Here is a 24,070-nt window from a genome sequence, read left to right as displayed (position 1 = left end):
ATCCCCTCCGTCCCCTTTTTTTGCTCTACTACGGCCATGAGCACTTACAACCTGCAGTCCGTGTTCCGCCCGCAGTCGGTCGCCGTGATCGGCGGCAGTCCGCGTGACCGCTCGGCCGGTCGGGCGGTGATGCGCAACCTGCGCGGGGCGGGATTCGCCGGCAAGGTCGCCTGGGTCAATCCGCGCCACGCGGAGATCGACGGCATCCGCACCATCAAGCGGCTCAAGGACCTGGACTGGGTACCGGAGCTGGTGGTGGTGACCGCGCCGGCCAGCATCGTGCCGCAGGTGATCGCCGATGCCGCCGCGCTGGGCGTGGCCGCGGCCATCATCCTCACCGCGCACCTGGGCGAAGGGCCCGGTTCGCTCGCCGCGCAGGTCGAGGCGAGCGCCCGCGCCAAGGGCCTGCGCATCCTCGGGCCGCATTGCCTGGGGGTCATCGCGCCGCATGCACGCTTGAATGCCAGCATCGCCGCGCACGTGCCGCAGGCCGGCGACCTGGCGCTGATTTCCGAGTCCAGCGCGATCGCCGCGGCATTGGTGGAGTGGGGCGTGGCGCGCTCGGTGGGGTTTTCCGCGGTGGTGTCGCTGGGCGATACCATGGACGTGGATTTCGGCGACCTGCTGGACTACTTCGCCACCGACTACCGCACGCGCGCCATCCTGTTGTACGTGGAACAGATCAAGGACGCGCGCAAGTTCATGTCGGCCGCGCGTGCCGCCGCGCGCTCCAAGCCGGTGATGGTGGTCAAGTCCGGCCGCGCCGAGCGCATCATGCCGGGCAACGATACCCACGTGCAGGCACTGGCGCGCGCCGATGATGTGTACGGCGCGGCGTTCAACCGTGCCGGCCTGCTGCGCGTCAGCGCGCTGGACGAGCTGTTCACCGCCGCCGAGACGCTGGGACGGCTGGGCTCATTCCCCGGCCGTCGGCTGGCCATCCTCAGCAACGGTGGTGGCGTCGGGCGGCTGGCGGTGGACCAGCTGGCGGCGCTGCGCGGCACGCTTGCCACGCTGTCGGAAAGCACCGTGCAGCAGCTCGACGCGGTGTTGCCGCAGGGCTGGTCACGTTCCAATCCAGTGGACATCGTGGTCGACGCCGATGGCGAGCGCTATGCCGCCGCCATCGAAGCGCTGCTGGCTGACAACGAAAACGATGCCCTGCTGGTGGTCAACGTGCCGACCGCGTTCACCTCGTCCGCCGACGCCGCGCAGGCGCTCACCCGCACCCTGGGCCTGCGGCCGCGTCACCAGCGCGACAAGCCGGTGTTCGCGGTGTGGCTGGGCAACGACGAGCGCGCAACGGCAACGCTGAACGCCGCGCGCGTGCCGACCTATCCCACCGAAGCCGAGGCCGTGCGCGGCTTCCAGCACCTGGTCCGCTACCGCGATGCGCAGAACGCGCTGATGGAAACGCCGCCCAGCCTGCCGCAGGATTTCGTGGTGGACAGCGGCGCTGCCCGCGCCATCGTGGAAACCGCACTGGCGGCGGGCCAGCGTTGGCTGGACCCGCTGGCAACGCATGCGTTGCTGGAGGCGTACGGCATTCCATCGGCGCCGGTGCTGCATGCCCGCGACGCGCATGAGGCCATGGACCTGGCCCAACCGCTGCTGGAACAGGGCGCCAGCGTGGCGCTGAAGATCCTCTCGCCGGACATCCCGCACAAATCCGAAGTGGACGGCGTGCGCCTCAACCTGTCCACGCTGGCCGCGGTGCAGGCAGCGGCGACCAGCATCCTTGGGCGTGCGCGCGAACTGCGCCCCGACGCACGCATCGATGGCCTGCTGGTGCAGCCGACCATCGTCCGCCCGAAGTCGCGCGAGCTGATCGCCGGCATCGCCGACGATGCGACGTTCGGCCCGGTGATCGTGTTTGGTCGCGGTGGCACGGCGGTGGAAGTGATCAATGACAAGGCACTGGCGTTGCCGCCGCTCGACCTGCGGCTGGCACATGAACTGATCGGCCGTACCCGGGTCTCGCGCATCCTCAAACCGTACAGCGATTTCCCGGCTGCCGATGAGCGTGCCGTCGCCCTGGTGCTGGTCAAGCTGGCGCAGTTGGCAGCCGACATACCCGAAGTGCGCACGCTGGACATCAATCCGCTGCTGGCCGATCGCGATGGCATCCTGGCGCTGGACGCGCGGGTCGCGATCGCGCCGTCGCGCATCCTGCATAAAGGGCGCGGCCACCCCCGTTTCGCGGTGTTTCCGTATCCGAAGGAGTGGGAGCGCACGCTGCAGCTGTCCGATGGCAGCCATGCTTTCGTGCGGCCGGTGCGACCGGAAGACGACGCGCTGTTCCGCGCGTTCTTCGCGCGCGTCAGCGATGAGGACCTGCGCCTGCGCTTCTTCCAGTCGGTCAAGCATTTCAGCCACGAATTCATCGCCCGGCTGACCCAGCTGGACTACGCGCGTTCCATCGCGCTGGTGGCGATCGATCCGCGCAGCGGCGACATGCTCGGTGCCGTGCGCCTGCATGCAGACGCCGATTACCATCGCGGCGAGTACGGCATCCTGATCCGTTCGGACCTGAAGGGCCATGGCATCGGCTGGCGGCTGATGACGATCATGATCGAGTACGCGAAATGGCTGGGACTGGACGTGGTGGAGGGCCAGGTGCTGCGTGAGAACAGCACGATGATCGCGATGTGCCAGAGCCTGGGCTTCAGCACGCGCCTGGATCCGGATGATTCAACGGTGATGATGGTCAGCCTGCCGGTGCAGCAGGTGGCCGCGCAGTTGTTGGAGTGATCCCGCCGGAGCAGGGTAGTGACGGCCGCCCGTGCTCTGGTGGGTGACGACCGTTGGTCGTCACGCTCCTGCTTCACGCTGCGCTCGCCGAGCATGGCTCGGCGCTACCGGAATCCTCAATCCCAGGCCGGGGCGATGCCTTCCGGGTTGGCCAGCCGGTGGCCGCGATCGAGCGTGGCGATCTGCGCCAGGTCCTCATCGGTCAGACGCAGGCTGGCTGCTTCCAGGTTGCTGGCCAGGTTCTCGCGCCGGGTGGACGAGGGAATGACCGCGAAGCCCTGCTGCAGTGCCCACGCCAGCGCGACCTGCGCCGGGCTGGCCTGGTGGCGGCCGGCGATCGCCTGGATCACCGGATCCTTGATCACCTCGCCGTAGGCCAGGCTCATGTACGCGGTGATGTGGATACCCTGTTGCTGCAGGAACGGCACCAGCAGGCGGTTCTGCAGGTACGGGTGGATCTCCACCTGGTTGGTGGCGATCTCGCCTGCGCCGAGGATGCCGATCGCGCGGCGGGTCTGTGCGATGGTGAAGTTGGAGATGCCGATTTCACGGGTCAGGCCCTGCGCCTTGGCCTCGGCCAGTGCAGGCAGGTACTCCTCCATCGGCACCGCGTCACCCGGCGACGGCCAGTGGATCAGGGCCAGGTCAACGTGGTCGGTGCGCAGTTTCTTCAAGCTGCCTTCCAGGCTGGCCAGCAGCGCGTCACGCTTGAAGTCGCTGATCCACACCTTGGTGGTCAGGTAGATGTCTTCGCGCGGCACGCCGGATCCGGTGATCGCCTCGCCGACCTCCGCTTCGTTGCCGTAGATCTGCGCGGTATCGATGGCGCGGTAGCCGACATCGAGCGCGTTGCGAACCGAATCGATCACCGTCTGGCCTTTCAGGCGGAACGTGCCGAGGCCGAAAGCAGGAACGGTCATGGGGAATACTCCAGTGGGGGAAGGACAGAGGGTAGGGCAGGGAACGTATGCATGCGGGCAACGCGGCGTGGCGACCCCGTGCGCCGGTGGACGCCTCAATGCGCGGCCACGTGGATGCCTTCGGCGCGGTCGTCGATGCCGTCGCGGCGGTCCAGCCGGCCGCTCAGCGCGGTCAGTGCGTAGGCACCCACCACCACCAGCGCGCCCAGCCACGGGGTGTGCATCAGGCCGATGTGTTCCACCACCAGCCCACCCAGCGAGGCGCCGAGGGCGATGCCGATGTTGAACGCAGCGATGTTCAGCCCCGATGCCACGTCCGTCGCCTGCGGCGCATGGCGCTGCGCCTGCTTGACCACGTACACCTGCAGGCCGGGCACGTTGCCGAAGGCCACCGCGCCCAGTGCCAGCACGGTCAGCAGCACCAGCCAGCTGTTGTACGCGGTGAAGGTCAACACCAGCAGCACCAGCGCCAGCAGCGCGAAGATCCGCTTCAGCGCGGGAATCGGGCCGAGCCGGTCGGCCAGGCGGCCGCCCCACACGTTGCCGAACGCCACCGAAATGCCATACACCAGCAACACGCCACTGACCGCGTTGGCGGAAAAACCAGTGACTTCCTGCAGGATCGTCGCCAGGTAGGTGAAGGACAGGAAGGTGCCGCCGTAGCCGAGCGCGGTCATTGCATACACCATCAGCAGGCGCGGCTGCGCGAGCACGCCCAGCTGCTGGCGGACGGTCGCCGGCGCGCTCTGCGCCAGATTCCGCGGCACGAACGCCAGGCTGCCCAGCAGCGCCACCACGCCCAGCCCGGACACCGCCAGGAAGGTCGCGCGCCAGCCCAGGTGTTGGCCGATGAACGTGCCCAGCGGGACGCCGGTGACCAGCGCCACGGTCAGGCCGGTGAACATGATGGCGATCGCACTGGCAGCCTTTTCCTTCGGCACCACCGACGTGGCGATGATCGACCCGATGGAGAAGAACACCCCATGGGCCAGGCCGGTCAGGATGCGCGCGAGGATCAACGAGCCGTATCCAGGCGCCAGGAAGGCGACCAGGTTGCCAACGGTGAATACCAGCATCAGGGCCACCAGCAGGGTCTTGCGCGGCACGCGGCCGGTCAGCGCGGTCAGCACCGGCGCGCCGGTCGCCACGCCCAGGGCATACAGCGATACCAGCAGGCCGGCCGAAGGCAGGCTGACCTGCAGGTCGGCGGCGATGGTGGGAAGCAGGCCGACGATGACGAACTCGGTGGTGCCGATGGCGAAGGCACCGAGGGTCAATGCCAGCAGGGCGAGGGGAATGCCACGGGTCATGACAGCGTCCGGCAGGAAGGGAAGGGGCGCAGTCTGCGCCGCCGACCTTTGCTGAAAAACACGTCTTTACGCCAATGACTCTTGCCTGATGGTCAATAATGCGGTCCATGAAGACCACCCTGGATGAAATGCAGGCCCTGTTGGCGGTCATCGACAGCGGCACCATCAGCGCGGCGGCCGAGCAGCTCGGCCAGACCCCGTCCGGGGTCAGCCGCGCGCTGGGCCGGCTGGAAGAAAAACTGGGCACCACGCTGCTGACCCGCACCACGCGCCGCCTGCACCTGACCGCCGAAGGCGAGGCCTTCGTGCGCCAGGCGCGGCAGATCGTTGAAGCGGTGGAGGCGGCGGAGGAACAGATGGCGCTGCGTCGCCAGCGCCCGGCCGGTCGCCTGCGCGTGGATGCCGCGATGCCGTTCGTGCTGCACGTGATCGCGCCACTGGTGGCGCGCTATCGGCAGCAGTTCCCGGAGGTGGCGCTGGAAGTGAACAGCTCCGAGCGCTACATCGACCTGCTGGAGCGGCGCACCGACCTGGCCATCCGTATCGGCCCGCTGGCCGATTCAACCCTGCATGCACGCCTGCTCGGCCGCTGCCGCCTGCAGCTGGTGGCCAGCCCGGACTACCTGGGCCGGCAGGGCACGCCGGACAGCGTGGCCGCCTTGTCAGCGCATACGCTGCTGAGCTTCAACGAACCCGAATCACTGAACCGCTGGCCGCTTCCCGGCGATGACGAAGGCCAGCTGCGGATACGCCCGGACATCGCCGCCTCAAGCGGCGAAACCCTGCGCCGGCTGGCGGTGGAAGGGGCGGGAATCACCTGCCTGTCTGATTTCCTGACCCACGCCGACCGCGCCAGCGGTGCGCTGGTGCCGGTGCTGGTCGCGCAGACGCTGGATGTCTACCAGCCGATCCATGCGGTGTACTACCGCAACACGGCCGTGTCGGCGCGCGTGCGCTCGTTCGTGGATGTGCTGGCAGAAGGCATGCAGCGCGAGCCGTTCGTGGTGTAGGCCGAAGCGTGACGACCAACGGTCGTCACCCACCAGACGCTACTACCGGAACGGGTAGCGCCGAGCCATGCTCGGCGAGCGCAGCGGCAAAAAGCAACGCGTGGCGACCAACGGTCGCCACCCACCGACAGCAACGGTCGTAACCCACCATCAGGCCACCCTTCAGGCCAGGGTGAACACGCCCACCGATTCGACCAGGCGCGCGGCCTGCTGTTCCATGCTGCGCGCGGCAGCAGAGGCTTCCTCCACCAGCGCGGCATTCTGCTGGGTCGCGCCATCCATCTGCACCACGGTCTGGTTGACCTGCTCGATGCCCGCGCTCTGTTCCTGCGAAGCGGCGGAAATCTCGGCCATGATGTCGGTCACCCGCTGCACCGAGGCCACGATGTCGCCCATCGTGCTGCCGGCCTGGCGTACCAGCGCGGAGCCATCGGCCACTTTCTCCACCGATTCATCGATCAACCCCTTGATCTCCTTTGCAGCGGCCGCCGAACGCTGTGCGAGCGTGCGCACTTCACTGGCCACCACGGCGAAGCCGCGGCCCTGGTCGCCCGCGCGCGCGGCTTCCACGGCCGCGTTCAAGGCCAGGATGTTGGTCTGGAAGGCGATGCCGTCGATCACCGAAATGATCTCGGCGATGCGCCGCGAAGACATTTCGATACCGTCCATGGTCGCCACGACCTGGCCGACCACGTCGCCGCCCTGCGACGCCACGCCCGCCGCGCTGCGGGCCAACTCGTTGGCGGTGCGTGCGTGCTCTGCGTTCTGGCGTACGGTGGACGTCAGTTCCTCCATCGACGCGGCGGTTTCTTCCAGGTTGGCGGCCTGCTGTTCGGTGCGCTGGGACAGGTCGCTGTTGCCGCTGGCGATCTCCATCGCGGCCTCGCGGACGCCACCCGCCACCTGCTGGATGTCCGCGACGATCGTCGCCAGTTGCGCCGCCGTGGTATTGGCGTCGCCGGCGATACGCGCGAACACGCCGTGGAATTCCCCCTCCATGCGCGCACGCAGGTCGCCATCGGCAATCGCACGCAGCATGCTCGACACCTGCGCCAGGTTGCCGTCGGAGGCCTGCATCAGCTGGTTGAGGCCGGCCACCATGTCGGCGAAGTCGTGCTCGAAGCGCGCCACGTTGCCACGTTGGCTGAAATCGCCTGCGGCGGCGGCGCCTGCCAGCTGCTTGATCTCGGCATTGATCGCGCCGAGGTTCGCCTTGGCGGCATCCAGTGCATCGGTGATGACGCGCTTCTCGCCCGGCAGGCGGTCCATGTCTTCGGAAAGATCACCCACGGCGTAACGACTCATGACGGCGATGGCACGCATCTTCACCTGGATATGTGCAGCGACCAGTCCATTGCAGTCGGCCACCATGCGTCCGTAGGCGCCGGGGAACGCAGCGGCGTCCATGCGATGGCCGATCTGCCCCGCTTCGTGGGTGCGGGCCATTTCCGCCTGCGCCGCCAGCACGCCGCGCAGCGTGCCCTGCACGTCCTGCATCGCCATGGCCAGCCGGCCGATCTCGTCCCGCCCCTGCACCTGCACCCGGTAGTCCAGATCGCCGGCAGCCACGGCGCGCGCGGCGGCCTCGACCGCCACCACCGGCCGCACGACGGCACGTCGCAGCCACCACGACAGCGCAAGCAACAGCAGCACGGCGATGACGACGGTCACCCCGGCACTGGTGACCAACAGTTCGCGCGCGTGGCTGGAGCGGCGCGCAATGGCCGCGTCGGCGACCTGCGCGGTATGCGCCGCCAGCTCATCCAGCGCCTGTGCCACCGGGCGGTCGCGGCCGCGCACGGGCGCATCGCCGGCGGCCGGGTCGTGACCGGATGCAATGTAAGTCTGCAGCGCGGCCTGGTAATCGCCTTCCAGCGATTGGTGGCCGACGAGGAACGCCGCGACCAGCTCACGCGTCCGGGCATCCTCGGCGCGGCCCACCGTGGCCGCCAGCGCGCGCACCTTGCGGCCCTCTTCGGCCAGTGCGGCGGCATGCGCGTCGCGCAGCGCATCATCCGCACCCCGCAACAGCACGTTCTTCCATTCCTGCACCTGCAGGCGGAACTCCCGCCGCAGCCCTTCCGCATCGCGGCTTACCGCGTAGGACGCCGGCATCGCCGCCCCCAGGTCGAACCACGCCGACGCCAGGCCGGCCAAGGCGCTGGCCACGACCAACAGCACCCCGAGCGACGTCGCGCCGATGAGCTTGAACTGGATGCCACGGGCGGGGGGAGGAGAAGCGGGAGAGGCGGCGTTCCGCATGAGCGCACGGGTCCGGGAAGGGGAGACTTCCTTATCGGGTGCACCCTTCAATGCTTAAGTGGGAAGTGTGTCACGGTTATCGTTCCATTCAATGACGTGAAAGCCGTGTGACAGTCATCAGGAGGCGTCAGTGGAACAGTGCGGGCAGGCGCCAGACGGTCCTGCGCGATATTCGAAAGCCAGCGCAGCGTGGGTTTTCCACAATTCCGGTCAACTTCCCACGCGATGAAGCCGCCGCCCGGCGCGCGGCAATCCCCGCGTCTGTCGGGCCCCTTGCCATGATGATGGTTACCTCCCGCTGTTCGGCCGCGGCCGGCTCGCTCGATGCGCCGTTCAACCCCGGACGCTGGCTGCAGGACGTCGCCGGCCCGCTGCTGCCAGGGCGGTTCGCGCCGCAGCTGCAGAACGCCCCCGTCGTCCCGCCACGCGGGGAGGAGGGCCTGGCGCGCGAGCTGCGTGCCCTGTGCGATGGCGTGTCCAGCCAGATGATCGGCTGGGGAACGGCGATCGGCTTCTCGCGTCTGGTACAGCTCGCCGAACGCCTGGCGCCGGGTATTTCCTGCCCGTGGGTGGCCTATCAGGCGTTCTGTGCCCTGTCCGATGCCGCGCGCGGCAATCTGTTGCGGGCCGTGCAGGCGATGCCGGTGGCGGCGTTGATGCCGGCGACGGCGCAGCGCACGCTGGCCGATGGTCTTCGCCCGTTCCTGCCCGCGGGTTTCAGCACGGCGACCGGTCACCAGGGCGTGGTCATGGGGCTGGCCTGTTTCGCGTTGCTCCACGAACTGACCCGGCAACTCCCGGTGCAGACGCCGCGCAGCCGCTGGGTGCCCGCCCTGCTGCAGAACCTGCGCCGGCTGCGTGCCGCGTTGAACGTGGTGGGCGGCCTGCAGGGCATCTGCAATGCGCAGGCCGGGGACCGGCGCGCTCTTGCCGCCAGCCGCCACCCGCCCGGTTGCTGCCCGACGCTGCTGCCCGGTGCCGATGCCGCCCGACGCAAAGGCAAGCCCGTTCTGCCTGGCAGGAGGCGGCCGCAGCTTTCTGCGCTGCATCCAGCGCGTCCCAGGTTCAACGTGCGGCGTGTTGCGGCGCGCAACCGGCGGATCGGTCGGCTGCCGCATTCGCAGGGACGCGGCAGCCACGGCATGCCGCCGGGAAACATAGGCGACAGCGCCAACAAGGACAGCCTGGTCTGGACCCTTCCGAAGAAGACCGCCCTGCCTGCCACGCCCTCCGTGCGCAGCCACGGCACCACCACGCCTGCTGCCCGCGCCGGCACGCAGAACGTCGGCGGCGCGGATGCCGCCCGCCCGCTGCGACCCTCGCCGGGAACCGTCGTAGCCGCCACGGACAGTCCGCCCAGCACCGGACCGGGCCCGTCGCCGGACGCTGCTGCGTTGCTGCCCTCCTGCCTGCATTTCCACCGGATGCGGGAAGCGGAGGTGCAGGTGAGGAAGCTGCGCATGGAGCGGAACCCCGTGCGTTTCTGCGTCCACGACCGAGCACGCCCCGCCTTCGAATGGATGCTGGAATCGCCGAGGTTCGGTGGTGACGATGCGGACCACTGGATGGTGGCGCTGCCGGTCCACGAGCGCTACCCGACCGCGCTGCGCCACGCACGGATCAGGAAGTACAACGGCCTTGGACAACTGCAGGCTTCGGCTCCGCGCAATGCGACCGACGTCGGCCCGGATGAACTGTTCGTGGTGCTGACCGTATCGGTGACCGCCGACCACCGCCTGCATCACCTCGGCGTGCCCGGCAACCAGATCCTGCCGCGCAACAGCTTCAGTCTGGTGGAGCACAGCGAACTGGACGGCGATGTACGGCGGTTCATCGCCTATTTCGTCCACCGTGCGGAGGGCCCCAACCAAGGTGTCCGCGCCGGCTTCATGGAAATCGAGCAGGACGGTCACACCTTCACCGTGGTCGACCCCGAGACGGAGTTTGGTTTTTCCAGTGACAACCTGGACGACCTGCTGGCGGGCATGGAAAGGGTGTCCGGCTGCCGCTTCCGTCCCGATGCATACGCGTTGCCGTTGCTGCATCGGCATCGGGTCGACGACCTGCCGCCGACCCCTTCGCTCAACCGCTTCATCGGCGCAGCGGCTGCGCGGACGGTCGACCCCCATGGGGTGGGGACGACCCGATTCAACGCGGGCCTGCGCTTGTTCGAGCCGGTCGCCTTCGGTCACCTCAGCGGCACCGGCGGCAGGCTGCTGCGTACCTGCTTCACCCTCGTCGGGCAGGACCTGATCGCCGTGGACCATCAAGGCGCGTTGCGGACGTTGAGGTTCAGCGCGGATCCGCAGGTGCCGGAACTGCACGTGCTGTCGCGGCACCAGGGATGGGACGCACAGTTCATCCGTGAGCACGGCCTGCAGCAGGGTGAACGCTACCCCCGGCAGGAAATCATCGACATCCTGGAAAATTATGGAATGACCTACCTGCCGTTGGACATGACCACGGTCCCGACGCCGTCGCGCCTGGACGCCTTCTACATCGACGCAACGGCTGCCCATCCCGACCCTGCCACCGACTCCGACCGCAGCGCCGACCACGCCGGAACGCCACCGGCCGCGCTTTCAAGCTTCAGCGTGACGGGCAGCCGTATCTGCTATGTCAATCATGACGGCAGCCGCAGGGCGCTGATCCTGTCAGGCAACATGCGCGAGGGGCGCAGCCTGATGGTGGCCGCCGAAAACTCACCCGAGGCCTTCGAGTTCGCGCGCAGCAATGACATCCGGGCCGGCCGGGTATACACGCTTCATGCCATCACGGCAGCGCTGTTCGACAACGGGTTCGTGCAGGTGGCGGGATAGCCGGGCAGCACATGCTGCCTTCCTCCATGCGCGCAGCCACCCAGCCGACGGGCACCGCGTGCAACACGCGCGGTGCCCTTGAACGTGGGCCGCATGCTGGCTGGTCTGGTGGCGCCGTTGTCGCCTGGAAACCTGCGGCCGGTCGGCACGCTCAACGCCCAGCGCGGTCCGGGCCGCGAATTCCTGCAATCGCTGGGTTGCATGCAGGCCGGCGCTACGCGCTGAAGGAGGTGGGCGCTGTCCTGCATCGGCATGGTTTCAGCGAAGTGCTGGATGGGGCCGTCGCTGCCCCCCCCGGGACGACCGGCTTCCAGCTGCACCGCAGCAGTGCCTGGGCCCGGCAACCCGTGGCGCTGCCCGATGAACCGCGGCCAGGGCGGCAGTTGAAACAGGACCGCGACGTGGACGAGCAGCCGGTGCCGTCCACGTTCAGCCTGCACGACGACCGCATCCGCTACGTGGACCACAATGCCGCCGCTGGCACCTTGCTGCTGACTCCGCACGGTACCGCTCCGTTGGGTACTTGCCACTGGAAACCCACCGGCCGCGTTGCGGTTCGCACGCGACAACGGCATGCACCCGGGAATGCCCTATACGCTGCAAGAACTGGCGTGACTGCTGTACGGCAACGGATTCGTGCAACGCGCCCGCTGAAGCCGGTCCGTCCCCTTGCGGGCGCCGGCCTTACGGTCAGGTTCCGGCCACGTCGAGTTCGGCGATGTCCTGCGCCGATAGGGACAGCGTGGCGGCTGCCAGGACCTCGTGCAGCTGCTCGACGCTGGTGGCGCTGACAATCGGTGCGGTGATCGAAGGCCGCGCGACCAGCCAGGCCAGCGCGACCTGCGAGGCCGTTGCTGCATGCTTGACGGCGATGTCATCCAGCGCCCCCAGGATGCGGTTGCCGCGCGGGTTGAGGTACTTCGCCACCACGGCCTGGCCGCGTGCGGGGCTCTTGGCCGCGTCTTCACTGCGGCGGTACTTACCGCTCAGGAAACCACTCGCCAGCGAGTAATAACTGATCACGCCGAGCTGCTCGCGCTGCACCAAGGCCTCCAGGCCGGCCTCATAACCGGAACGGTCGTAGAGGTTGTATTCCGGCTGCAGCGTTTCATACCGGGGCAGCCGGTAGTCGGCCGATATTTTCAGCGCGTCGGCCAGCCGCTCGGCACTGTAATTGGAGGCCCCGATGGCGCGGACCTTGCCCTGTTCGATCAGCCGGGCGAAGGCCCCCAGCGTCGTTTCCAGCGGCGTGGATTCGTCTTCCTCGTGCGCCTGGTAGAGATCGATGACATCGGTCTGCAGGCGACGCAGCGAGCCTTCCACCGCCGCGGTGATGTTGTCCGCGGAAAGACCGGGCTGTTCCGACCACTTCGCCACCTTGGTGGCCAGAACCACCTTGTCGCGCTTGCCTTTACGGGCGAACCACCTGCCGATCAGGGTTTCCGATTCACCGCCCTGGTTGCCCGGCACCCACGCCGAATACGCGTCGGCGGTATCGACCAGGTTGAAGCCGGCATCGACAAAGGCGTCGAGCAGGGCGAAGGTCGTTTTCTCGTCCGCACTCCAGCCGAACACGTTGCCACCGAAGGCGATGGGATGCACCTGCAGGCCCGAACGGCCCAGTTCGCGGGTTGCCGTCATGCGGAATCTCCTTGGATAGCCATGCCAGCAGCATAAGGGGAGGGAGATGACGCTGCAGCGGCACCGGCCGCAAAACTGTGTTCTGGCGCGCCGCGCGGCGCTAACGTTTTGTGAACACCGAAGCGGTGCGGACTGCTAGTCTGCGCCCACCATCCAAGGGAGCCCTGCCATGAAGAACCTGATCACCGTGTCTGCCTGTTGCCTCGCCGTAGCAGCGGCGCTGTCAGCATCACCGCTGTATGCCCGCTCGCCGGTGGCTGCCAGCGCGGCGTCGCAGGTGGAGGTCAGCCCGGCGATCGAGGCGGCGGTCAATTCCGCCACGCGCGATCCCGCCAATGCCACCCGCGACGGTTCACGCCATCCCGCGCAGACGTTGTCGTTCTTCAAGGTGACCCCGGCCAGCACGGTCATCGAGATCACCCCCGGCAACGGCTGGTACTCGGAAATCCTGGCACCGCTGGTGCGCCAGCAGGGCCACTACATTGCCGCGGTGGTGGATCCGGCATCGGTGCCGGAAGGACGCGGGCGCGATTACCAGCAGCGCAGCCGCGACGGCCTGCAGAAGAAGTTCGCCGCCGCGCCCGCACAGTTCGACAAGGCCGCCGAAGTGGCCTACGACCCGGCCGCGCCGGTGTTCGGCAAGCCCGCTTCGGCCGATGTGGTGCTGACCTTCCGCAACGTGCACAACTGGCGGAAGTCCGGCCAGGCGCCGGGCATGTTCAAGGGCTTTTACGACGTGCTGAAGCCGGGCGGCGTGCTGGGCGTGGTCGAACATCGCGCCAAGGCCGATGTCGGCGACGACGATGGGTCCGGCTATGTCGGCCAGCAGCAGGTGATCGCGATGGCCGAAGCGGCAGGTTTCATTTTGGATGGCAGCAGCGAGATCAACGCCAACCCACGCGATACCAAGGATCATCCCAACGGCGTGTGGACGCTGCCGCCGTCCAACAACCACGACGCTGCCGATGCGGCGAAGTACAAGGCGATCGGTGAAAGTGACCGGATGACGCTGCGCTTCATCAAGGCGGCGCGCTGAGGCCGGACCCGCTTTCCACCATGTCCTTGATCCTGTTCAACAAGCCCTTCAACGTGCTGTGCCAGTTCACCGACCGCAGCGTGCCGCCGCGGCCGACACTGGCCGGCTTCGGCCTCCCGCCGCAGGTCTATGCGGCGGGGCGGCTGGACCACGACAGTGAAGGGCTGCTGCTGCTCACCGATGACGGTGGCCTGGCCCACCGGCTGACCGATCCACGGCACAAGGCGGACAAAACCTACTGGGTGCAGGTTGAGGGAGAACCCACGCCAGAGCGGCTGGCGCAGCTGCGCCGTGGCGTGCTGCTCAACGACGGGCCCACCCTGCCTGCCGGGATCGAGCAGATCGATCCGCCTGTCCTGTGGGTGCGCGATCCGCCGGTGCGTTTCCGCAAGACGGTTCCCGATGCGTGGCTGGCCGTGACGTTGCGCGAAGGGCGAAACCGCCAGGTGAGGAGAATGACGGCAGCGGTAGGCCTGCCGACGCTGCGACTGGTACGCGCATCGATCGGCCCCTATCAGCTGGGCGGGCTCCAGCCGGGGCAGTGGCGGCAATCGGAATAAGGGCGGCTGCGGGTGTGCGGCCGGCGAGCGCCTGCGCAATGGGTCCCAGGTGCAGGCCGGCAAGGTCGTCGCCCAGCTGGGCGGCCATGTGGTACAGGATGAAAACGTAAGACTGGGCACACTGGCGTGCGCTTTCACCCACGCCCGGCAGCCAGGCAAGCACCCGGCACCCGGCGAGCAGTGCGTTGTCATCCGGTCCGATGCAGACTGCCAGCGCCGTCTGGTTGGAAAGTACCCAGCGGCCGAATATTTCCAGCCGCAGTGCATCGAAGGCGTAGGTGGCATCTATCCGCGCCACCTGCGATGCGAAGATGTCAGCCACGATGCCGACGTAACGGCGGTCCTTTGCTGCCGCCAGGGCGAGATCGGCCGCGGTCAGCGCAGGGCCCAATGGCCGTGAAAGCGCTGGCGGGCTGGGCGAAGCAAGCAGGCGCAGATCGAATTCGGCCACCGGTGGATTGCCCACCGAATGCGGGCGGAGCGAAAGCGGGGCGTGGCCTGGGGGACTGGGCGGCGGGGCGTGCCTTCCCGGCCCATGGGATGGGGTGGCAGTGATACTGCTGGCGGAAAACATGGGCGGCTCCTGCGTGACGGCGAATGGCCAGCCGAACATGCAGGCCGCGCAGCGCCCAACTCAATTGGCAACCGCGACATCTCCAGCGTGACAACGACGAAGGGCGTGGCATCCGCCACGCCCTTCGATGCCCGCCGAACCGGCCAGGACAGCTGCGGGACATGAACCCGCGTTACGCCACTCAGGCGTCGCTGCCGATATCGCTGTGTTCGTCCTGGATCGTGCTGGCACGACGATCGCGCGCCGCGACGCGCTGTGCCTGTCCGTTGACGACCTGACCACCAGCCAGCTTCTTCTTCTGCTGCTTGCGATACAGCGCATAGCCCAGCAGGCCCACGCCCACGGCAGCAGCGGCGATGGTCACCGCCGGGTTGCGACGTGCGGCCTTGGTCGCGATGCGGCCGCCGGTCTTGACCGCGCCCAGTGCTGCGCCGGTCTTCAGCCAGTCGGCGGCAGTGGGGCCGAAGTGGCGCAGGCTACCGCCCAGGTTACCGCCAGCGTGCTTGATGCCATCGCCTGCGCTATGGGCCAGGTCCAGCGCGCGTTCCAGTGCACGATCGGTGATTACGGTCAGTCTGCTCATGTGGGGTCCTTTGCCTCGGGTCGAAGTCCAGTGTCGCGCGGTCGCTGTAAACGGCATGTCAGGCAAGCAGGCGCGCGGCGTGACTCTACTGCAGCCATTCAGGATGGAGCAGCCCAACGGCCGCCGTCTAGGTGCCGCGCGGCTTGGCGCGATGGGTGGCGGTGGCGGTCCACGGATCATCCGGCCAGGGATGGCGCGGGTAACGGCCCTTCATTTCTTTCTTTACTTCGGCATAGGTACTGGCCCAGAAATTGCGCAGGTCCTGGGTGACCTGCAGCGGACGACCGCCCGGAGAGAGCAGGTGCAGGGTAAGTGCGACACGGTTGTCGGCAATCCGCGGCGTGTCCGCCAGCCCGAACAGTTCCTGCAGCTTCACCGCCAGCACCGGCGGCAGCGGCTCGCCGGTTTCGCTGTCCAGTGCGTAGCTGATCGTGCGCTCCAGCCCGGATGGCACGCTGATGCGGGTGGGTGCATGGCGGTCCAGCAGCTGCCGCTGCGACCATTCCAGCGGGGTCTTCAGTGCCTCGCCGAAGCTGGCTTCGTCCAGCGCATCCAGCCGGGTCCTGCCGGTGAAGGCAGGCTGCAGCCATGTCGCGCGCGTGGCGAGCAGGGCCGCGTCGCTGACATCGGGCAAGCCGAGCTCCGGCATCCAGCGGCGCAGCGCTTCCACCCGCGCCTGCCATTGCCGCAGGCCCTCGGTCCATGGCAGGGCCTGCAGGCCGAGTTCGGCCACCGCGTCGGTCAGCGCGGCGGCGGCATGCGCCGGGTCGACGCGTCCGGCCGAGCGGCTGTCGAGGACGATGCGCTCGAAGCGGCTTTCGCGCAGCGCCACCAGCGCCCGGCGCTCGGCGTCCCAGCGCACGATGTCTTCGCTGACGAAGCGCGAGGCGAACACGCCGCGCAGGTACTGCTCATCCACCGGCGCGGCGCGCAGCAACAGCCCATCGCGCGCCTCGAAGCGCAGTTCGCTGGCCACCAGCCAGGGTTCACCGCGCAGGTCGCTCAGCTCGTGCAGGCGCGCGCTGCGGCCGTTGGCCAGCAGGTAGCGCAGCGGATCGTTCGGATGGCGGAAGGCGATGCGATCCGGGAACGCATGCGCCAACAGGTCACCCACCTGGTGCGCTTCGATGCTCGACGGCGGCGCGGCGTCGCAGCGCAGGCGTCGCCGCCACTGCCTTGCCGCTGCATCGATGGCGGCCAGCCCGCTGCGGCTCGCCTCATGCGGTGCGCGGCCATCGCGGAATGCGGCCAGTGCGCGCCAGCGCGGTGCCAGCGCATCGCCGCCCTGGCGCAGCGGGTCCCGCGCCTCCAGCAGGGCGGCGAGATCGGCCGCCAGCGCCTGCTCGATCCCGGTGCCTGCGGCAAGCAGCATCGCCGCCAGCCGGGGATGGGTGCCGATCGCCAGCATCCGGCGGCCCTGTGCGGTGATCGCATGGGAGGGCGACAACGCACCCAACCGCTGCAGCAGCTCGCGCGCGGCGGCCAGCGGCCCGGCCGGTGGCGCGTCCACGAAGCGCAGGTCAGTGCTGCCCCACGCCGCAAGTTCCAGGGCCAGCCCGGTCAGTTCGACCTGTTCGATTTCCGCCCGGCGCTGCGGTTCGAGCCGCTGCGACTGCGGCCACAGGCGCCATGCCCAGCCTGCTGCCACGCGGCCGGCGCGGCCGGCGCGCTGGTCGGCCGATGCCTGGGCTACGGCCACCACGTCCAACCGGGTGAAGCCACTGTTGGGGTCGTACTGCGGCTCACGCGCCAGCCCGCTGTCGATCACCACGCGCACCCCGGGCAGGGTGACGGACGACTCCGCCACGTTGGTGGCCAGCACCACGCGGCGGCGGCCATCGGCCGCCGGCTGCAGCACCCGGCCCTGCTGTTCCACGGCGAGTTCGCCATGCAGCGGCAGCACCTCGGTGGCTGCGTCCACGGTGTCCTGCAGGCCCGCCAGCACGCGCTGGATTTCGCGTTGTCCGGGCAGGAACACCAGCACGTCACCGGGATGGGTGGCCAGCGCCTGCTGCACCGCGCGGCGCACCTGCAGCTCGAGGGCTTCGTCGCGGCGGGCGGGGAAGTGCGAGACTTCCACCGGGAAACTGCGGCCCTCGCTGGACAGGCGCGGCGCATCCAGGAAGCGCGCCAGCCGCTCGCCGTCGAGCGTGGCCGACATCACTACCAGGCGCAGGTCGTCGCGCAGCTGCGCCTGCACGTCCAGCGCCAACGCCAGGCCGAGATCGCCGCTGAGGTGCCGCTCGTGGAACTCATCGAACAGGATCGCCCCGACGCCCTCCAGCATCGGATCGTCCTGCAGCATGCGGGTCAGGATGCCCTCGGTGACCACCTCCACACGGGTGCGCGCGGACACCTTGTTTTCGAAGCGGATGCGGTAGCCGACGGTTTCGCCGACTTCCTCGCCCAGCTGCCGTGCCATGAACTGGGCAGCACTGCGCGCGGCGACCCGGCGCGGTTCCAGCAGGATGATCTTCTGCCCGCCGAGCCATGGCGCGCCCAGCAGCGCCAGTGGCACCTGGGTGGTCTTGCCGGCGCCGGGCGGGGCTTCAAGCACCAGCCGCGGGTGCTGGTCGAGGCTGTCCTTGACCTGCGGCAGCAGCGCGGAAATCGGGAAATGCGGGGAGCTCATCGCACAAGGATAAGGGGCCATGGGGCCGGCAGGTACAATGAGCCGGCGTTCCCCACTGCGATGACCATGCAACTGATCGATATCGGCGCCAACCTCACCCACGACTCCTTCGACCGCGACCGCGATGCCGTGCTGGCGCGTGCGCGCGAGGCCGGCGTGGCGCAGATGGTGATCACCGGCGCCAGCCGCGAACATTCACCGTTGGCACTGCAGCTGGCGCGCCAGCACCCGGGCTTCCTGTATGCCACCGCCGGCGTGCATCCGCACCATGCAGTGGAATACACCGACGAATGCGATGCGGAAATGCGCGCGCTGCATGCGCACCCGGAAGTGGTGGCGGTGGGCGAGTGCGGGCTGGATTACTTCCGCGACTTCTCCCCGCGTCCAGCGCAGCACCGTGCGTTCGAGCGCCAGCTGCAGCTCGCTTCTGAAGTCACCGCGGCCGACGGTGCGCGCAAGCCGCTGTTCCTGCACCAGCGCGATGCGCATGCCGATTTCATGGCGCAGATGAAGAATTTCGAGGGCCGCATCGGCGCGGCGGTGGTGCATTGCTTCACCGGTGAGCGCCAGGAAATGTTCGATTACCTGGACCAGGACTGGTACATCGGCGTCACCGGCTGGCTGTGCGACGAGCGCCGCGGCGCGCACCTGCGCGAGCTGGTCAAGCACATCCCGGCCAACCGGCTGATGATTGAAACCGATGCGCCGTACCTGCTGCCGCGCTCGCTCAAGCCGATGCCCAAAGACCGCCGCAACGAGCCGATGTACCTGGCGCATATCGTGGAAGAGCTGGCCCGCGACCGCGGCGAAGCGACCGACATCGTAGCGGCCACTACCACTGCGGCCGCGCGCGCGTTCTTCCGCCTGCCGGGCTGACCTCGGCAGGCCTGTGGGTGACGACCATTGGTGATGGTGGGTGACGACCGTTGGTCGTCACTTCCTGTCAGGCGCTACCGCCTGCCATCCCCCTGCTCCCACGCATCCTGCAGTCCCTCGCGGTAGCTCGGAAAGCACGGCTGCCACTGCAGCATCGCGCGCGTGCCGCGGCTGTCGATGCGCTTGTTGCCCTCGTAGAACCGCCGCAGCGACGGGCTGACCGCCGGATCGTCCCACTGCTGCTGCGCGGGCAGCGCATACCCACCCAGCTGCGCGGCATGCGCCAGCACCTCCTGCGGCGGGGCCGGTTCGTCATCGGCCGGCAGGTACAGCCCGGCAGGCCGCGGATGCTGCAGGGCCGCCATCACCACGCCGGCCAGGTCCTCCACATGCAGCCGGTTGAAGACCAGCCCGGCACGCACCACGTGGCGGGCACGCCCGGCGGCCAACTGCACCAGCGCATTGCGACCGCGCCCGTAAAGACCCGGCAGCCGGAACACCGCCGAGTCGATGCCGCGTCCGCTGGCGAGCGCCTGCCACTGCCGTTCGGCGTGAAGCCGCTGCAGCGCCACCGGCGTAGTGGCGTCGGCCAGCGAGCCCTCGTCGACCCAGCCGCCGTCACGGCTCGCGTAAACCGCCGTGGAGGACAGATACCCGACCCAGCGCAGTGACGTGCTGCTGGCAAGTGCGTCGCGCAGCAGGCGCAGCGCCGGGTCGCCGTCGGCATCGGGCGGGATCGTGCACAGCACGGCTTCGGCACGCGCCAGCATGTCCAGCAGCGGCGGGTCGAGGGGCGCGTCGGCGACAAGGCGAAGACGCCGCAGTGCGTCGCCAGCGTGCGCGGAGGGGTCGCGCACCGTGCCAGCCACCTCCACTCCCTGCGTGAGCAGATGGTGTGCCACGGCCTGGCCACTGTAGCCAAGCCCGAGTACCAACACGGTCTTCGGAAGGTCTGCCACCTCGTTCAGCCCGCGCGCTGCGCCTGGTAGGCCTGCAGGGAATCGAAGCCCTGTGCCAGCAGCGGAGCGTCCTGGCCGAAGCCGCGCGCACGCGCCAGCATGTCACCGACGATGTGGTCCGCTTCGACCTGCTGCCCCGCTTCCAGGTCGCGCAGCATCGAGGCCTTCAGCGCGGAGCCCGGCTGGGTCAGCGCAGCCAGCGCGGTTTCCTGTGCGCTGGCTGGTATCGGCTCGCCGGATGCCTCGGCGACCGCCACGCATTCGGCGTACAGCGCCCGCAGGAAGTCCTCGCCGCCTTCGCTGCCCATGATCGTGCCGATGTCGGCACGGCGCAGGCAGGTAGCGGCCGCCAGTGCGGCCAGGAACGTGTACTTGACCCACTGTTCCTGGCGGATGGCTTCGCTGGCGACGTGGTCCACGCCGCCCTGCACGCAGGCAGCAGCGAAGGCCAGCACACGGGCGCTGAGGCCGACGTCATCGCGCTCGCCGAAGGTCAGCCTGGCCGGCTTGGCCAGGTGCAGCACCGCGCCATCGGCATCCTTGGCCGCGCTGATGAAGCACAGTCCGCCCATCACGGCGTCGCGGCCGAAGCGTGCATCCAGCGCAGCGTAGTGGCGCAGCCCATTGAGGATCGGCAGCACGCTGGTGCGCGGTCCAACCGCCGGCGCGATGGCCTCGATGGAACTGTCCAGGTCATAAGCCTTGCAGCTCAGTACCACCAGGTCGAACGGGTGCCCGGCGACCAGCGCCGGCAGCGCATCCGCGGTGACATGCTGCACGGGGAAGCTGGCATCGCCGAGCGGACTGCGGATGACCAGGCCATCGCGCTGCAGCTGGGCCGCGCGTGCCGGGCGCACCAGGAAGGTCACGTCCACCCCGGCCTGGGCCAGGCGTCCGCCGAAGTAGCCGCCGGTACCGCCGGCGCCGAGGATCAGGATGCGCATTGCCGTCTCACCACGTTGTCAGGAATCGCTGTGGGGATTGTGCCTGTTTCGCGCGTGTCGGGGGGGTGCGGGGCACGCGCAAGTACGTCCATGTAGCTCTTCGCGGCTCCTGCCGCTCAAGGCCCCGCACCCCCCACCCGCACGACCCCCGGACACTCCCCGCATGCTCCCGCCAAAGCTCAAGCCAAGCCTTGACCAAGCCAAGTCCAGGCAACGCTCTTGCTCTGCTATCTCGAGGCCACCGGGGTGTATCGGGGGTGGGGGGCAGGGAATTGGGGGGGTGTGAGCCGCATGGATGCGGCGACCAAGCCCCCAGGGAGGGGTTTACGGCGTCCCCGCAATTCCCTGTCCCCCGCCCGGCATCCATCCCAACCGCTGTTGCCTTTGAAGTTGCTGTTGCTGTTGCAGTTGCCTGCAAGGCGGGGTGCCGGGCCGCGGCCTGGCGTCTTCCGTCAGCTGCGCAGGCCGACGCCGCGGCGCAGCAGCCACAGTGCCACGAAGGTCAGTGCCACCACGAAGCCCAGCATCAGCGCATAGGCCACCCACAGCGGTACGTCGCTGGTGCCGAGCAGGCCGTAGCGGAAGGCGTTGACCATGTAGAAGATCGGGTTGGCGTGGGTCGCGGCCTCAGCCCAGCCCGGCAGCAGCTTCACCGAATAGAACACGCCGCCCAGGTAGGTCAGCGGGGTCAGGATGAAGGTCGGCACGATCGCCACGTCATCGAACTTCTTCGCGTAGACCGCGTTGATGAAGCCGGCCAGCGAGAAGATCGTCGCGCCCAGCAGCACCGTGGTCAGCGTCACCAGCGGGTGCGGGATGCGCACCGGGGTGAAGAACATGGCGATGATCAGCACGATCACGCCCACCATCAGGCCGCGCAGCACCGCGCCGGCCACGTAGCCCCACAGGATCACCCAGTTCGGCATCGGGCTGACCAGCAGTTCTTCCACGTGGCGACCGAACTTCGCGCCGAAGAACGAGGAACTGATGTTGCCGTAGCTGTTCTGGATCACGCTCATCATCACCAGCCCCGGCACGATGAACTGCATGTAGCTGTAGCCGCCCATTTCGCCGACGCGCGAACCGATCAGCCCGCCGAAGATCAGGAAGTACAGGGTCATGGTGATCGCCGGCGGCACCAGGGTCTGGCCCCAGATGCGCAGGATGCGCGCCACTTCGCGGCGCACCACGGTGGCCAGTGCGATGCGGTTGCGCTGGCCATCGGTCAGGACGGGGGTCGGGGTGCTGCTCATGCCACGTTCTCCGGGTTGCCGGTGAGGCGCACGAACAGCTCCTCCAGGCGGTTGCTCTTGGTCCGCATCGAACGCACCCGGATACCCGCGGCGTTGAGTGCGGCAAATACACGGTTGAGGTCCATCGCGCGCGGCATGTCCACGTCCAGCGTGTGGCCGTCGATGGCGATCAGCGTGGCGCCTTCGATCTGTGGCAGCTCGGCCGGCAGGCTGCCGTCGATGTCGAACAGGAAGCCCTCCACGTCGAGCTTGGCCAGCAGCTCGCGCATCGGCCCCTGGGTGACGATCTGGCCATGGTTGATGATGGCCAGGTTGCGGCACAGGTGTTCGGCCTCTTCCAGGTAATGCGTGGTGAGGATGATGGTGGTGCCGGCGGTGTTGATCTCCTTCAGCACCCGCCACATATCGCGGCGGATCTCGATGTCCACGCCGGCGGTCGGTTCATCCAGGATCAGCAGGCGCGGTCGGGTCATCATCGCCCGGGCGATCATCAGCCGGCGCTTCATGCCGCCGGACAGCGTGCGACTCATCACCTGGGCCTTCTCCCACAGGTGGGCGCGCTTGAGCTCTTCCTCGGCGCGCTTCTCTGCTTCGGCACGGTCCACGCCATAGAAGCCGGCGTAGTTGACCAGGATGTCGAAGGGTTTCTCGAACAGGTTGAAGTTGATCTCCTGGGGCACCAGGCCGATCAGCCGCATGGAGGCGCTGCGTTCACCCACCAGGTCGGTGCCGAACACCTCCACCTGGCCCTCACTGAGGTTCACCAGCGAGCTGACGATGCCGATCAGGGTCGACTTGCCGGCCCCGTTCGGGCCCAGCAGGGCGAAGAAATCGCCCGGGGCGACTTCCAGCGAGACGCCCTTCAGGGCAACGGTGCCGTTGTCGTAGGTCTTGCGCAGGTCGCGCACGCGCAGGGCGGGCGCGCTGTTGTTCAGGGAAGCCAAGCGGTAAGCCTTTGCGCCTGCGGGTGGCGCATGGAGGAGTGCAGGGAGGGCTATTATAGATCCCCCCACGGGCTTGCCCCGGCTACACACTGTTCCCACTGCCGTGCCAGTCCAATTTCCCATGAAGCTGGTCGACCGCCGCATGCTGGCGCCGACCGTAGGCCACTACCAGTTCCTCCGCGATGACGGCCAGCCGCTGGATTTCCAGCCCGGCCAGTTCATCCAGGTCCATTTCCAGTACGCCGACGGCACCGAAACCAAGCGCAGCTACTCGCTCGCGACCCTTCACGACCATGCGCTGGGGCCAGGCGAGGCGGTGGATATCGCGGTCAGTTTCGTCCCCGGCGGTGCCGCCACGGCGCTGTTCGAAGGCTTGGACATCGGCGGTCAGCTGAGCGCCAGCGGGCCGTATGGCCGGTTCTGCCTGCAGCCGGGCGACCTCAATGGCCGCTACCTCCTGATCGCCACCGGCACCGGGGTCACCCCGTACCGCTCGATGCTGCCCCTGCTGGCCACCGCCATGGCCGAACGTGGCGTGCAGGTGGTCCTGCTGCAGGGCGCGCGAACCCCGGCCGAGCTGCTGTACAGCGAGGATTTCGAGGCGTTTGCCGCGTCGCAGCCGAACTTCCGCTACATCCCGTGCCTGTCCCGCGAGCTGCCGGCCGACCCCGGCCCGGACGTGCGCCATGGGTACGTGCAGCAGCACCTTGCTGATCTTGCGCCGGAGGCCGCCACGGACATCGCTTACCTGTGCGGCAACCCGGACATGGTGGATGCCTGCGTGGACGCGCTGAAGCGGGCGGGTCTGGGTAATCCGCAGATCCGGCGCGAGAAGTACGTTTCCAGCAAGTAGCCTGGTCGAACGGGTGAAACCCCCTCGCGGGTGGCTGTTGTTTGAAGCTGCATCTGGGGTGGGGGCGGGGGGGGGGCGAGCGGGGGGCACCCCCACATACGAATAGCAGAGAGGCGGGGCAGGCGGCCCCCCCCGCCCCCCCC

19 protein-coding genes are annotated in these 24,070 nt (G+C 68.4%); 9 read left to right on the top strand and 10 right to left on the bottom strand.

Annotated elements, in window-relative coordinates:
- Positions 1 to 36: 36 nt before the first annotated feature.
- Positions 37 to 2,751: a bifunctional acetate--CoA ligase family protein/GNAT family N-acetyltransferase gene (locus tag ABE522_RS11895; RefSeq protein ID WP_346591853.1), complete on the top strand. Its 2,715-nt coding sequence runs from the start codon at positions 37 to 39 to the stop codon at positions 2,749 to 2,751.
- Between the two features lie 116 nt (positions 2,752 to 2,867).
- Here ABE522_RS11895 and dkgB read toward each other — a convergent pair whose 3' ends face one another.
- A complete protein-coding gene (dkgB, locus tag ABE522_RS11890; RefSeq protein WP_346591852.1) occupies positions 2,868 to 3,671 on the bottom strand; it encodes a 2,5-didehydrogluconate reductase DkgB in 804 nt (267 codons plus the stop codon).
- A gap of 95 nt (positions 3,672 to 3,766) precedes the next feature.
- On the bottom strand, positions 3,767 to 4,981 hold the full coding sequence (locus tag ABE522_RS11885) for an MFS transporter (protein ID WP_346591851.1): 1,215 nt from the start codon (positions 4,979 to 4,981) through the stop codon (positions 3,767 to 3,769).
- Positions 4,982 to 5,088: 107 nt separating this feature from the next.
- Between ABE522_RS11885 and ABE522_RS11880 the strand changes: the two genes are divergently transcribed.
- Entirely contained in the window at positions 5,089 to 5,991 is a 903-nt protein-coding gene (locus ABE522_RS11880; RefSeq protein ID WP_346591850.1) for a LysR substrate-binding domain-containing protein, read from the top strand.
- Positions 5,992 to 6,153: 162 nt separating this feature from the next.
- Here ABE522_RS11880 and ABE522_RS11875 read toward each other — a convergent pair whose 3' ends face one another.
- Entirely contained in the window at positions 6,154 to 8,253 is a 2,100-nt protein-coding gene (locus ABE522_RS11875; protein WP_346591849.1) for a methyl-accepting chemotaxis protein, read from the bottom strand.
- Positions 8,254 to 8,531: 278 nt separating this feature from the next.
- On the opposite strand from ABE522_RS11875, the gene ABE522_RS11870 reads away from it, so the two are divergent.
- Both ABE522_RS11870 and ABE522_RS11865 read left to right on the top strand, forming a co-directional pair.
- A complete protein-coding gene (locus tag ABE522_RS11870) occupies positions 8,532 to 11,072 on the top strand; it encodes a hypothetical protein (protein WP_346591848.1) in 2,541 nt (846 codons plus the stop codon).
- Positions 11,073 to 11,165: 93 nt separating this feature from the next.
- Positions 11,166 to 11,297, top strand: coding sequence for a hypothetical protein (locus tag ABE522_RS11865; protein ID WP_346591847.1), 132 nt, complete (start codon positions 11,166 to 11,168; stop codon positions 11,295 to 11,297).
- Between the two features lie 465 nt (positions 11,298 to 11,762).
- Here the strand turns inward: ABE522_RS11865 and ABE522_RS11860 are convergent, their stop codons facing one another.
- A complete protein-coding gene (locus ABE522_RS11860) occupies positions 11,763 to 12,713 on the bottom strand; it encodes an aldo/keto reductase (protein ID WP_346591846.1) in 951 nt (316 codons plus the stop codon).
- Positions 12,714 to 12,882: 169 nt separating this feature from the next.
- Here ABE522_RS11860 and ABE522_RS11855 point away from each other — a divergent pair, with 169 nt between their 5' ends.
- Genes ABE522_RS11855 through ABE522_RS11845 form a run of 3 tightly spaced genes read left to right on the top strand, consistent with a single transcriptional unit; the run spans position 12,883 to position 14,709 of the window.
- The gene (locus tag ABE522_RS11855) at positions 12,883 to 13,749 is read left to right on the top strand and encodes a class I SAM-dependent methyltransferase (RefSeq protein ID WP_346591845.1); all 867 of its coding nucleotides are present in this window, start codon (positions 12,883 to 12,885) and stop codon (positions 13,747 to 13,749) included.
- Between the two features lie 20 nt (positions 13,750 to 13,769).
- Positions 13,770 to 14,309: a pseudouridine synthase gene (locus ABE522_RS11850; RefSeq protein WP_346591844.1), complete on the top strand. Its 540-nt coding sequence runs from the start codon at positions 13,770 to 13,772 to the stop codon at positions 14,307 to 14,309.
- A 49-nt stretch (positions 14,310 to 14,358) separates the two neighbouring features.
- Complete coding sequence (locus ABE522_RS11845) at positions 14,359 to 14,709, top strand: hypothetical protein (protein ID WP_346591843.1); 351 nt, start codon at positions 14,359 to 14,361, stop codon at positions 14,707 to 14,709.
- Positions 14,710 to 15,064: 355 nt separating this feature from the next.
- Here the strand turns inward: ABE522_RS11845 and ABE522_RS11840 are convergent, their stop codons facing one another.
- Positions 15,065 to 15,466 (bottom strand): hypothetical protein, encoded by a 402-nt coding sequence (locus ABE522_RS11840; protein WP_346591842.1) that lies wholly within the window; start codon positions 15,464 to 15,466, stop codon positions 15,065 to 15,067.
- A 127-nt stretch (positions 15,467 to 15,593) separates the two neighbouring features.
- Positions 15,594 to 18,098, bottom strand: coding sequence for an ATP-dependent helicase HrpB (gene hrpB, locus ABE522_RS11835; RefSeq protein WP_346591841.1), 2,505 nt, complete (start codon positions 18,096 to 18,098; stop codon positions 15,594 to 15,596).
- 66 nt (positions 18,099 to 18,164) lie between these two features.
- Here hrpB and ABE522_RS11830 point away from each other — a divergent pair, with 66 nt between their 5' ends.
- On the top strand, positions 18,165 to 18,974 hold the full coding sequence (locus ABE522_RS11830) for a TatD family hydrolase (RefSeq protein WP_346591840.1): 810 nt from the start codon (positions 18,165 to 18,167) through the stop codon (positions 18,972 to 18,974).
- A gap of 74 nt (positions 18,975 to 19,048) precedes the next feature.
- Here ABE522_RS11830 and ABE522_RS11825 read toward each other — a convergent pair whose 3' ends face one another.
- From ABE522_RS11825 to ABE522_RS11810, 4 genes are all read right to left on the bottom strand, one after another.
- Positions 19,049 to 19,933 carry a Rossmann-fold NAD(P)-binding domain-containing protein gene (locus ABE522_RS11825; protein WP_346591839.1) on the bottom strand — a complete coding sequence of 295 codons (885 nt, stop codon included), beginning with the start codon at positions 19,931 to 19,933 and terminating at the stop codon, positions 19,049 to 19,051.
- Positions 19,934 to 19,938: 5 nt separating this feature from the next.
- Positions 19,939 to 20,877, bottom strand: a complete 939-nt coding sequence (panE, locus tag ABE522_RS11820) for a 2-dehydropantoate 2-reductase (protein ID WP_346591838.1) — start codon at positions 20,875 to 20,877, stop codon at positions 19,939 to 19,941.
- Positions 20,878 to 21,329: 452 nt separating this feature from the next.
- Positions 21,330 to 22,130 (bottom strand): ABC transporter permease, encoded by an 801-nt coding sequence (locus ABE522_RS11815; protein ID WP_042612435.1) that lies wholly within the window; start codon positions 22,128 to 22,130, stop codon positions 21,330 to 21,332.
- The gene (locus ABE522_RS11810) at positions 22,127 to 23,038 is read right to left on the bottom strand and encodes an ATP-binding cassette domain-containing protein (protein WP_474200916.1); all 912 of its coding nucleotides are present in this window, start codon (positions 23,036 to 23,038) and stop codon (positions 22,127 to 22,129) included. Before ABE522_RS11810 ends, ABE522_RS11815 begins: the two co-directional genes overlap by 4 nt.
- Before the next feature lie 139 nt (positions 23,039 to 23,177).
- Here ABE522_RS11810 and ABE522_RS11805 point away from each other — a divergent pair, with 139 nt between their 5' ends.
- Positions 23,178 to 23,927, top strand: a complete 750-nt coding sequence (locus ABE522_RS11805) for a ferredoxin--NADP reductase (protein WP_346591836.1) — start codon at positions 23,178 to 23,180, stop codon at positions 23,925 to 23,927.
- The last annotated feature ends 143 nt before the right edge of the window (positions 23,928 to 24,070 follow it).

It is taken from the genome of Stenotrophomonas lacuserhaii, assembly GCF_039674585.1.
Taxonomy (GTDB): Bacteria; Pseudomonadota; Gammaproteobacteria; order Xanthomonadales; family Xanthomonadaceae; genus Stenotrophomonas; species Stenotrophomonas pennii_A.
This window is presented reverse-complemented; position numbering and strand designations above follow the sequence as displayed.